Origin of the sequence: Marivirga sp. (assembly GCF_051117495.1) — a bacterium.
Classification (GTDB): Bacteria; Bacteroidota; Bacteroidia; order Cytophagales; family Cyclobacteriaceae; genus Marivirga.
The window spans coordinates 43,199-55,232 of sequence record NZ_JBNPEF010000014.1 but is presented as its reverse complement, the minus strand read 5'-3'; the positions used below and the strand labels follow the sequence as shown (position 1 = coordinate 55,232).

7 protein-coding genes and 1 other RNA gene are annotated in these 12,034 nt (G+C 39.2%); 2 read left to right on the top strand and 6 right to left on the bottom strand.

All coding sequences use genetic code 11. The annotated features are described in order from the left end of the window. Positions 1-23: 23 nt before the first annotated feature. The 6 genes from rnpB to ACFE0M_RS07825 form a co-directional block, all read right to left on the bottom strand. Positions 24-434: RNase P RNA component class A (gene rnpB, locus ACFE0M_RS07850), an RNA gene on the bottom strand. A gap of 94 nt (positions 435-528) precedes the next feature. Then, positions 529-927 (bottom strand): hypothetical protein, encoded by a 399-nt coding sequence (locus ACFE0M_RS07845; RefSeq protein WP_434545204.1) that lies wholly within the window; start codon positions 925-927, stop codon positions 529-531. Between the two features lie 108 nt (positions 928-1,035). Continuing rightward, positions 1,036-2,025 (bottom strand): Smr/MutS family protein, encoded by a 990-nt coding sequence (locus ACFE0M_RS07840; RefSeq protein WP_434545203.1) that lies wholly within the window; start codon positions 2,023-2,025, stop codon positions 1,036-1,038. Positions 2,026-2,036: 11 nt separating this feature from the next. Then, on the bottom strand, positions 2,037-2,888 hold the full coding sequence (locus ACFE0M_RS07835) for a DUF2279 domain-containing protein (RefSeq protein WP_434545202.1): 852 nt from the start codon (positions 2,886-2,888) through the stop codon (positions 2,037-2,039). A gap of 435 nt (positions 2,889-3,323) precedes the next feature. Next, entirely contained in the window at positions 3,324-3,860 is a 537-nt protein-coding gene (locus tag ACFE0M_RS07830) for a ferritin (RefSeq protein WP_434545201.1), read from the bottom strand. A gap of 181 nt (positions 3,861-4,041) precedes the next feature. Then, complete coding sequence (locus ACFE0M_RS07825; RefSeq protein WP_434545200.1) at positions 4,042-6,315, bottom strand: aconitate hydratase; 2,274 nt, start codon at positions 6,313-6,315, stop codon at positions 4,042-4,044. A 289-nt stretch (positions 6,316-6,604) separates the two neighbouring features. Between ACFE0M_RS07825 and ACFE0M_RS07820 the strand changes: the two genes are divergently transcribed. Then, positions 6,605-7,081, top strand: a complete 477-nt coding sequence (locus ACFE0M_RS07820; protein WP_434545199.1) for a hypothetical protein — start codon at positions 6,605-6,607, stop codon at positions 7,079-7,081. Between the two features lie 2 nt (positions 7,082-7,083). Beyond that, positions 7,084-12,034, top strand: a 4,951-nt coding sequence (locus ACFE0M_RS07815; protein ID WP_434545198.1) for a beta strand repeat-containing protein, incomplete at its 3' end; no start/stop codon positions are given.

Here is a 12,034-nt window from a genome sequence, read left to right as displayed (position 1 = left end):
TGAAAATAATCATTGTTAAATAAAAAAATTGCAAGCCTATAAGCCGGGTTCTGTCCCTGTCCAAAGACAGGCTCCTATCATTTATCTAACGCAGTCTACCCCTTTTTACCATCCCGAGTATTCGGGATTTTCGGACGAGCAGCCCTTATTCCGCAGTCCTTGAACTACAGAAGCAAAAATATATGTGACCTTACAACCCGAAAGGTTTACCGTGCACCCGAATATTACTATTCGAGACGGTGGGCTCTTACCCCACCTTTTCACTATGACCCTGACGAATTTGACAAGCAAATTGTCAAGGCTACCTGTTTTCTGTGGCACTATCTGTTCTTGATTTTTACATCAAGCCCCTTGGTTTCTCAAGGTTCGGTGCTCTGTGTTGCCCGGACTTTCCTCCCCCTGTTAAAACAGGAAGCGATAAGACAGCTTGCAATCTTTTATTAAAATTCTTAAATCAAAAATAAGACCAAAATATGGATTTGGGAGGGTGTAAAGGTTTTAAGTTAAAATAAAATTTAATATAAATATCTAATGTACGTCCTGACCAGTTAATTTGTGCTCCCATGCATCAGCAACAGTAGCCACTTCTTCAATAATATCTTTTAATACGGCATCTGTTGCGCTTTCTTCTAAAATGGCCGCTTCAACTCTTATAAAATCATCTACCAATACAAATCTTGCTGAACAGAAGGTAGCATTAGCCCTGATAAGGTTTTCTAAGTTTATAGAATTGTTGAACTCACAAACCTTAGAAGTAAATTCAATACTTGGTTTGTTGGTGATATCGCTCTTTTTTAAAGTGCCTAATACAGCCTGATATCGATTTCCACCCAATGGGTAAATAACCACCGACTTATTAGTGTCATATTCTTGAAATTGTCCGCCTATTTCATTGGCATACGATTCCATAAATTCATTAAAATTCATAAGACAGTCATTAAAAAGTTTTCTTAGTTATATTTTATGATTCCTTAATGAAGGAAATGCATATAATAACAAATTTAGTAAAATATTGCATAAAATTTAGATAAAATTTTATTTAATCTTTACTAATGTGGCCCCATATCCAAATTTTTCTTTATGTGTGTCCTTAAAAAACTGGACATTATGGTGTTGGGATAATTGTTTGTGAATATTGTTTCTTAAAACACCATTACCAACGCCATGAATAAAAATGATTTCATCCAATCCTGCCATAAAAGCCTCATTGAGTTTTTCGTCAAATTTAGCTAGTTGAATGCGAAGAATATCCTCTTTTGGTAAATGCTCATAATTAGGATCTATGCTTTCTATATGTAGATCAATTTCAGGGACTTTAGAATTGTTCGTTACTGTATTGTTAAAGTTTTCAGCATCTTCCAATCCCCTGAAGAAACTATTTTTCAATTTCTCTGGGTTAATTTTTTCTGGCTCAATAGATTCTTTGATTGCTTGATTGAGAGGCAATAAGTAGCCTTTTTTATTCAGGAATGGAATTTCTACCTTATCTTTTTGAAAATGCTTTGATTTGATTTTTAGGATGATTTTTTCAGGCCTAATAGGAATTGACCATTTACTGTTTTCAATTAAAATGGTAAAGGAAAGAGGAGCCCAAGTATTGATATGATCCATATTTCTTTCTGTTATTTTACTGAATTTCCCGGCAAATACTTTTTCTGATAATATGGTTTTTTCCTCTTGCTTCCCATTTACTTCATTTGCCATCAATAGAATATCATCATTCGTAGGATTCAAGAAATAGATACTATTAAGATGATCATTTAATGGTATAATGGCTAAATGAAAGCCTTTTATTTGGTTGGGCTGCTCATAGACTGTTTTTTGCTTAGAAGGTTTTTGACTTTCATATTTTGGGGTGTCAAAAGCCGTGCTTTCATCAGAAGAAACCACCACTAATTCTGACTCTAAAACAGGGATAGCGAAGCCATCTTCTATCTCAACTTCTACCAAAGATTTATCCAGCATTTTTACTATTATGCCTTCTTCAGTTCCTTTCATCAATCTTACTCTATCGCCAATTTTCATTTTATTCTATTTTAAAAATACAAAGGATGCAAAACTACGCCTTTTCCATTCCATTCTAATGTTGGAAACGGAATTTTAACCCTATTGATTATATTGAACATAATTTTCAGCCATTTTTGCTCCACTTCAATTTTACTCATATTTAAATCCAAACTTAAAAACCATTGTCTGTTTGCTTCATAGCCATTTTGTGTGTTTTCTAAAGGATTCCCATAAACCATTTTATTTCCACTATAACCCACCGAAAACTGTAGCCAATCGGGAAATTTATTTTTCTTGCTGAAGATATTTAAATCCGTACTGAGCCAATAAGTTTGTCCATTATAATCCTTTATTAACTGTTTGATATAATTATTTCCTAGGGTATTGGGTCGCAAATCAGCGTAAGAGCTCGGTGAAAATGAAAATTTGGGAAAAATATAGTTTTGGTCAAACATAAACCGCTGATAGGGTAGGAAGGCTCCAATTGTATTGGCTACAACATCTCCCCAGGAAGCTCCATAGGCTTGTGAAAACCCATCGAATATTTCTATAGGAAACATCATAGCTGTAGCGCTTAAACTGCTATAAAGCATAGCTTTTTGAGAATTCATTCCTGATTTTTTCAATAGTTGAAAATTTATTTCGGTGATATGATAGGCCGTATAAACATGGCCTACTTTATCCATTTGAAGCCATTGATTATTATCGTTAAAGAATTGAAAAGATTGAGATTGGTTGTCCTTATACCATAAAAATCCTAAAGCAGTCATGCCGCTTGTATATATTGCGCTTTCTGCTAAAATAATCTTTTTTATTTTTTTCTTATTAATGCTGTCTTTTTGGATTTGAGCAGTTGCTTGTGGTTGAATACAAGCTAGCATAAAAAAGACAAATAAAAACATCCTCATAATTCAAAATTAGGTATATTTAGTAAATGAATTGAAAATAGAATCAAAACTTTAAGGGGTCATGCGTAATTTAATATTCCTATAATGATGTAAAATCAGCTGCATGCTTATTAAAGTATTTTTTAGAGGGTATAATGAATTATCAATTATCAAATTACCACAATTTTAAGTGCAGATAAAGAAGCTCTGAAAAGTAGCGATAAATTATTCAATTATCCGAGAGGCACAAATTTTTGATTACTATGGGATTGGCTACTTAGATTTTATCTAGCTTTGATATATTCGATTGGGGTTTCAATAAGAAGGGTATTCCCTAAATGGATCAGAATATAGATAAGATTAATAATTAATATTGAATAAAAAACCGCGAGATCTTGAAATCTCGCGGCTTCATTTATTTAGGGATTATTATTCTTCTGCACCGTCAATTCCATGCAATTTCCCTAATTCAATATCTATATGCCATAATCCCATTCCTTCTTCACCTATGATATCAAAGATTTCCAATGCTCTTCTCGCAATGGTTTCTTCCTCTCTCTGTTCGGTCACAAACCATTGAAGGAAATTGAAGGTAGTGAAATCCTTTGTACTGAAACAATGATCTACTAATTCGTGAATTGATTTAGTTACTTTAATTTCATGCTCTAAGATCAATTCGAATACTTCTCTCAAACTATTGAACTCATGTCGGATTTCACTGATAGCCGGTTGTCTTGCATGACCGCCAGCCTCATTGATATAACTAAATAATTTTAACATATGACCTCTTTCTTCATCAGAGTGGTCATATAAAAATTTTGAGGAGTTTACATATCCTTTCGTTTCACACCAAGAAGCCATCGATAGATAGTAGGCAGATGATTTCCCCTCCATTTCAATCTGCTGATTCAGTTTCTTTTCTGTTTCTGCAGTTAAAGATTTATTAGGTGTTATTATATCTTTCATAATTTTTTCATTTTCTATTTTTATGCATTATACATAATTTAAGTGGAAAAAGTTGAGCTTAAAATTAATCTGAAATTGGATTTCTTCTAAATATGGATTCAATATAAATAAGCGGAAATAAAAAAGGACCATTCAATGAATAGTCCTTTAAATTAATAAACTTATTTCTATGAATTTATTATCATCCTCTTGCGGCTGCTTCTTCCTTGATTTTGTTTAAGGCAGAACCTGCTTTAAACCATTCAATTTGAGCATTATTATAAGTATGCAGAGTTTTGATTTCATCTTTACTTCCATCGGCATGAACCACTTCAATAGTGATGGGTTTTTCAGGAGCAAATTCTGCTAAATCCACAAAGTTGAAAGTATCATCCTCCTGAATTTTATCATAATCAGCTTCATTTTCAAAAGTTAAAGCCAACATACCTTGCTTCTTCAAATTAGTTTCATGAATACGAGCAAATGATTTCACCAATACAGCTTTAACACCTAAATGTCTTGGCTCCATGGCAGCATGCTCTCTTGAAGAACCTTCACCGTAATTGTGGTCACCCACTACTATAGTTGGGATTCCTTTTGCTTTATATTCTCTCTGTGTTGCAGGAACAGCACCATATTCACCTGTGATTTGACTTTTAACCTTATTGGTTTCTTCATTGAATGCATTAACAGCACCAATTAAGCAGTTGTCAGAAATATTGTCAAGGTGACCTCTAAATCTCAACCAAGGTCCAGCCATAGAAATATGGTCTGTGGTACATTTGCCTAATGCTTTAATAAGCAGTTTAGCTCCGGTAATATTTTTACCGTCCCATGCATCAAAGCCTTCCAATAGCTGTAATCTCTTAGAATCAGGAGCAACTTTTACTTCTACCTTACTTCCATCTTTCGCAGGTTCTTGATAACCGTTGTCTTCGACAGCGAATCCTTCATCAGGTAATTCTGCACCAAAAGGAGGGTCTAACTTAACCTGTTCTCCTTTTTCGTTTGTTAATGTATCGGTTAATGGATTGAATCCTAAATCACCGCTAATGGCAATAGCTGCTACCATTTCAGGAGAAGTTACAAATGCGTGAGTGTTTGGGTTTCCATCAGCTCTTTTAGAGAAATTTCTATTAAAAGAGTGCACGATAGTGTTTTTCTCTCCTTTATCTGCACCAGTTCTTGACCATTGCCCGATACAAGGACCACAAGCATTGGTGAAAATAGTTGCGTCTAAATCTTCGAATATTTTTAATAAACCGTCACGGTCTGCAGTAAATCTAACCTGCTCTGAACCAGGGTTGATTCCAAATTCAGATTTAGTTTTTAAACCTTTTTCTACGGCTTGTTTTGCGATAGAGGAAGCCCTTGATAAATCTTCATAAGATGAGTTGGTACAAGAACCAATCAATCCCCATTCTACTTTAGTTGGCCATCCGTTTTTCTCAGCTTCCGCTTTTAATTGAGAAATAGGAGTGGCTCTGTCTGGAGTGAAAGGACCGTTAACATGTGGTTCTAAAGATGATAAATCAATTTCGATTACTTGATCAAAATACTGCTCAGGATTAGCATAAACCTCATCATCTCCTGTTAGGTGTTCACGAACTTTATTAGCTGCATGGGCTACATCATTTCTATCAGTTGATCTTAAATAACGCTCCATAGCATCATCATAACCGAAAGTTGAAGTAGTGGCTCCAATTTCAGCTCCCATATTACAAATTGTGCCTTTTCCTGTTGCTGAAAGGGATTGCGCACCAGGGCCAAAATATTCAACAATTGAGCCTGTTCCACCTTTTACAGTTAAAATTCCTGCTACTTTCAAAATAACATCTTTAGCAGAAGTCCAACCATTTAATTTTCCGGTCAACTTTACACCGATTAATTTTGGGAATTTTAGTTCCCAAGGCATTCCAGCCATTACGTCCACCGCATCAGCTCCACCAACACCTATGGCTACCATTCCTAAACCACCTGCATTAACTGTGTGAGAATCAGTACCTATCATCATTCCGCCAGGGAAAGCATAATTTTCTAAAACTACTTGGTGGATAATACCGGCACCTGGCTTCCAGAAGCCAATACCATATTTATTTGAAACCGATTCCAAGAAATTGAAAACCTCTCCAGAAGCGGTTAATGAACTTCTTAAATCTTCTTTAGCGCCTTCTTTAGCTAAAATTAAGTGATCGCAATGTACTGTTGAAGGTACTGCTGCTTGATCTTTTCCAGCTTGCATAAATTGTAAAAGTGCCATTTGAGCCGTTGCATCCTGCATGGCTACACGGTCTGGAGCGAAATCCACGTAAGATTTACCTCTTTCAAAAGCATTTTTTGCCTTCCCGTCCCATAAATGAGAATAAAGTATCTTTTCAGATAAAGTTAAAGGTTTGTTGACTACCTGTCTTGCCGAAGCGATTTTTTCACTCATTCCGGCATAAACAGCTTTAATCATGTCTATATCAAAAGCCATATTATTATATTTAATTTAAAATCTGTTGATTTTTTGCAAAGATACAAAAACAAGACTTTTATCCTATGTGAGAATAAGGATTATCCGTATTTGTAAAAATTCTAATTATCGATATAAATCGTTGTTTAGTAGAAAGTTAAGGTTAAGTACTTAAAGTTTTACTTGTTTTTTATTGTTTAGAATATTGAATCACTTATATTTGAATTGCTATAAAATCCATTAGAAGAATTTGTTCCGTATGTATTTAAATTTAAAGAATTATGTTTTTCTTTGAGTGATTTTATGCAATATGTACCAAAAGGGGTTAGATTTGTGGTTTAATTTAGGTATTAAAATTTTACTTTTACAATTGGTTATTAAGGAAACTAATAAGATGATTAAGATAATTCGATTAACATTTGTATTAATTTTTGCTTCCTTTGCTTGGCTATCCCAAGTAAAAGGGCAATGTATATCTACTGAAGATTTTGAAATCGAAATAATAGAAGGAAAGGAACTTGTTGTAAGTTTTCCTAATTATAAAGACTCAGTTACAGATATAGAATTTTCTCTTTATAATTATACAAATGCAAGTATCTATAAAACTATATCATTAGGTTCTGGAAATATTCAGGATGTTGTCTTTAATAAATCTTTACAAAGATTAATATTTGAAAATATTCCTACTGGAGATTACTTATTAATTGTTAAGAAACCTTCATGTAAAGATGTACATGTAGGTAAAGATTTTTCAGGATTTCCTTATTCTGGTTTAAGAATTGATTAAATATGAGAAAATTATACATTGTATTATTATTTTTTATTATTCCAGCATTTAGTTTTCAATTAAGTGCTCAATGCCCAAGCCCTGGAAGTACAGATATAACTCCTTGTTGGGATGCGGGTGAGGGTAGTATTTTATTTACATTTAATGATGGTACACCTCCTGATGGTTCCACATATAGAATAAGATTATATGATCAATCTAGTGCTATTTTTGTCTATGATGATAATGCTTTACCAGGAGGAAATACAGTTGATGCACCTGTAATTGGAACTAATACCGTTCAGTTCTCTGGATTACCACAAGGAGATTATCTTTTATTATTAAGTGATGGACCATGTCCAGCTTCACCAAATGGAGAATCATATGGGGCTGGGTTTTCTCCTTTTCCTGCTAACAATATCTTTGTTAGCAGCGCTTTAGATATTATTATTACAATAGATGATATTTTACCTGCATGTAATGGTAATGATGGAGAAATTGCTATTTCAGTTTCAGGAGGAGAAGGGACATATACTTATGAATGGTCAACTAGCGATGGTAGTGGTCTTGTAGTCACAGACCAAGATCAAACAGGTCTTTCTGCCGGAACTTATGAAGTAACTGTTACTGATGGATACGGGTGTACTGAGGTAGAATCAGGAATCGTGGTTAATACGCCTACAGTTGCAGATGCTGGTTCCAACCAAAGTATTTGTGTAGATAACACCACACTAGATGGAAATGCAGTTCAATCTTTTGAAACAGGTACTTGGACAATAATTTCACAACCGGGTGGAGCAAATGCTCAGATTGACAATGTTAATGATCCTAATACACTAATCACAGATTTACTTTTCGATGGCGATTATACTTTTCGATGGACAATAAGTGATAATACGAGTACATGCGCAGATTCTGATTCTGATGTGATTGTAACAGTGGCTAATGCCCCAACGGCAGAAGCGGGTGATGATGTGGCAATATGTGAAGGTGATGACCTTGATTTATCAGCAAGTGGCACGGTATCGGCTACCAATTTCTCTACTTTAAGCTGGAGCACTGCAGGAGACGGTAGTTTTGATGACAATACGGCTTTAGAGCCATTATATACCCCGGGTGCAACGGACATCACCAACGGAACCGTGGTATTGACCTTGGAAGCGACCGGCAACGGCAGCTGTGACCCTGTAACTGACGATATGACCTTGACGATCACGCCTGCACCAACAGCGGATGCCGGTAGTGACGAGTCAATTTGTGAGGCGACTGCTTATGACCTTTCAGGTTCTGCTACCCCGCCAAGTGCAAGCAATTTCGCAAGCTTAAACTGGACAACAAGCGGAGATGGTAGCTTTATTGATAATACGGTTTTAGCACCGGTCTATACCCCTGGAGCTAACGATGCAACCAACGGCACGGTAACCCTGACGCTCGAAGCGACTGGAAACGGTAGTTGTGCGCCCGTAACAAGCGATGTGATCATGACCATAGTGCCGGCACCAAGCGCAACGGCTGGTAGTGATGAAGAGATATGCAGTACGGATATTTTTGACATGAACAATTTTGGCACCGCACCAACGGTAAGCGACAACAACGGGCTTGAATGGAGCACAAGTGGTTCAGGTACTTTTGGGGATGCCACACAATTGATCACCAGCTATAGTCCGAGTGCGGCAGACATCACGGCAGGTAGTGTGACCCTTACTTTGACTGCATTTGGCAACGAAAATTGTGCAGATGCAACAGACAATATGACTTTAACGATTACTCCAGCTCCAACCGCAGAAGCAGGAGATGATGAGGCAATATGCGAAGGCGATGACCTTGATTTATCGGTAAGTGGCACGGTATCGGCCACTAATTTCTCTACTTTAAGCTGGAGCACTGCAGGAGATGGTAGTTTTGATGACAATACAGCCTTGGAGCCAATATATAGCCCAGGTGCAACGGATATTGCAAACGGAAGTGTGGTATTGACCCTTGAGGCGACTGGAAACGGTGCCTGTTCCACGGAAACTGCCACGGACAATATGACCTTGACGATCACAGCGGCTCCAACCGCAGAAGCGGGTGATGATGAGACTATTTGTGAAGGTAATGCCCTTGATTTATCAGCAAGCGGCACGGTATCGGCTACCAATTTCTCTACTTTAAGCTGGAGCACAGCAGGAGACGGTAGTTTTGATGACAACACAGCCTTGGAGCCAATATATACCCCGGGTGCAACAGACATTACCAATGGAAGTGTGATTTTAACGCTTCAGGTAAATGGAAATGGTAGTTGCCCGGCAACAACGGACAATATGACTTTGACCATTACCCCAGCCCCAACGGCAGAAGCAGGTGATGATGTGGCAATATGTGAAGGCGATGACCTTGATTTATCGGCAAGCGGCACGGTATCGGCCACGAACTTCTCCACCTTAAGCTGGAGCACAGCAGGAGACGGTAGTTTCGATGACAATACAGCACTAGAACCATTATATACCCCAGGTGCAACGGATATTACTAATGGCAATGTGGTATTAACCCTTGAGACGACCGGAAACGGTGCCTGTGCCACGGAAACCGCTACGGACAATATGACCTTGACTATTAATTCAGCCCCAACTGCAGAGGCGGGTGATGATGAGACCATTTGTGAAGGTGATGCCCTTGATTTATCGGCTAGTGGCACGGTATCGGCCACCAATTTCTCTACCTTAAGCTGGAGCACTTCAGGAGACGGTAGTTTTGATGACAACACAATCTTAGAGCCAATATATACCCCAGGTGCAGCGGATATAACCAACGGGAGTGTGCTGCTAACGCTTCAGGCAAATGGAAATGATGGATGTCCTGCAACCACGGATAATATGACTTTGACTATTACCCCAGCCCCAACGGCAGAAGCGGGTGATGATGAGACTATTTGTGAAGGAGATGCCCTTGATTTATCGGCAAGTGGCACGGTATCGGCCACGAACTTCTCCACTTTGAGCTGGAGCACGGCAGGAGACGGTAGTTTTGATAATAACACAGCCCTAGAGCCAATATATACCCCGGGTACAACAGACATCACCAACGGAAGTGTGGTACTGACCCTTGAGGCGACTGGAAACGGTGCCTGCACTACGGAAACTGCCACGGACAATATGACCTTGACTATTACCCCATCCCCAACGGCAGAGGCGGGTGATGATGAGACTATTTGTGAAGGAGATGCCCTTGATTTATCGGTAAGTGGCACGGTAATAGCCACTAATTTCTCTACTTTAAGCTGGAGTACTGCAGGAGATGGTAGTTTTGATGACAATACAGCCTTGGAGCCAATATATAGCCCAGGCGCAACGGATATTGCAAACGGAAGTGTGGTATTGACCCTTGAGGCGACTGGAAACGGTGCCTGTTCCACGGAAACTGCCACGGACAATATGACCTTGACGATCACAGCGGCTCCAACGGCAGAAGCGGGTGATGATGAGACTATTTGTGAAGGTGATGCCCTTGATTTATCAGCAAGCGGCACGGTATCGGCCACCAATTTCTCTACCTTAAGCTGGAGCACAGCAGGAGACGGTAGTTTTGATGACAATACAGCATTAGAGCCAATATATACCCCAGGTGCAACAGACATTACCAATGGAAGTGTGATTTTAACGCTTCAGGCAAATGGAAATGGTAGTTGCCCGGCAACAACGGACAATATGACTTTGACCATTACCCCAGCCCCAACGGCAGAAGCAGGTGATGATGTGGCAATATGTGAAGGCGATGACCTTGATTTATCGGCAAGTGGCACGGTATCGGCCACGAACTTCTCCACCTTAAGCTGGAGCACAGCAGGAGACGGTAGTTTTGATGACAATACAGCACTAGAACCATTATATACCCCAGGTGCAACGGATATTACTAATGGCAATGTGGTATTAACCCTTGAGACGACCGGAAACGGTGCCTGTGCCACGGAAACCGCTACGGACAATATGACCTTGACTATTAATTCAGCCCCAACTGCAGAGGCGGGTGATGATGAGACCATTTGTGAAGGTGATGCCCTTGATTTATCGGCAAGTGGCACGGTATCGGCCACCAACTTCTCCACCTTGAGCTGGAGCACTTCAGGAGACGGTAGTTTTGATGACAACACAATCTTAGAGCCAATATATACCCCAGGTGCAGCGGATATAACCAACGGGAGTGTGCTGTTAACGCTTCAGGCAAATGGAAATGATGGATGTCCTGCAACCACGGATAATATGACTTTGACTATTACCCCAGCCCCAACGGCAGAAGCGGGTGATGATGAGACTATTTGTGAAGGCGATGCCCTTGATTTATCGGCAAGTGGCACGGTATCGGCCACCAACTTCTCCACCTTAAGCTGGAGCACAGCAGGAGACGGTAGTTTTGATAATAACACAGCCCTAGAGCCAATATATACCCCGGGTACAACAGACATCACCAACGGAAGTGTGGTATTGACCCTTGAGGCGACTGGAAACGGTGCCTGCACTACGGAAACCGCTACGGACAATATGACTTTAACGATTACTCCAGCTCCAACCGCAGAAGCAGGAGATGATGAGGCAATATGCGAAGGCGATGACCTTGATTTATCGATAAGTGGCACGGTATCGGCCACTAATTTCTCTACTTTAAGCTGGAGCACTGCAGGAGATGGTAGTTTTGATGACAATACAGCATTGGAGCCAATATATAGCCCGGGTGCAACGGACATCACCAACGGAAGTGTGGTATTGACCCTTGAGGCGACTGGAAATGGTAGTTGCCCGGCAACAACGGACGATATGACTTTGACCATTACCCCAGCCCCGAAGGCAGAAGCGGGTGATGATGTGGCAATTTGTGAAGGTGATGACCTTGATTTATCAGCAAGTGGCACGGTATCGGCTACCAATTTCTCTACTTTAAGCTGGAGCACTGCAGGAGACGGTAGTTTTGATGACAATACGGCTTTAGAGCCATTATATA

Excerpts from the sequence above, each read along its gene's own strand:
- ACFE0M_RS07820 (WP_434545199.1), top strand. The coding sequence starts at position 6,605 with ATGTACCAAAAGGGGTTAGATTTGTGGTTTAATTTAGGTATTAAAATT.
- ACFE0M_RS07830 (WP_434545201.1), bottom strand. The coding sequence starts at position 3,860 with ATGAAAGATATAATAACACCTAATAAATCTTTAACTGCAGAAACAGAA.
- ACFE0M_RS07825 (WP_434545200.1), bottom strand. The coding sequence starts at position 6,315 with ATGGCTTTTGATATAGACATGATTAAAGCTGTTTATGCCGGAATGAGT.
- ACFE0M_RS07840 (WP_434545203.1), bottom strand. The coding sequence starts at position 2,025 with ATGAAAATTGGCGATAGAGTAAGATTGATGAAAGGAACTGAAGAAGGC.
- ACFE0M_RS07835 (WP_434545202.1), bottom strand. The coding sequence starts at position 2,888 with ATGCTAGCTTGTATTCAACCACAAGCAACTGCTCAAATCCAAAAAGAC.
- ACFE0M_RS07845 (WP_434545204.1), bottom strand. The coding sequence starts at position 927 with ATGAATTTTAATGAATTTATGGAATCGTATGCCAATGAAATAGGCGGA.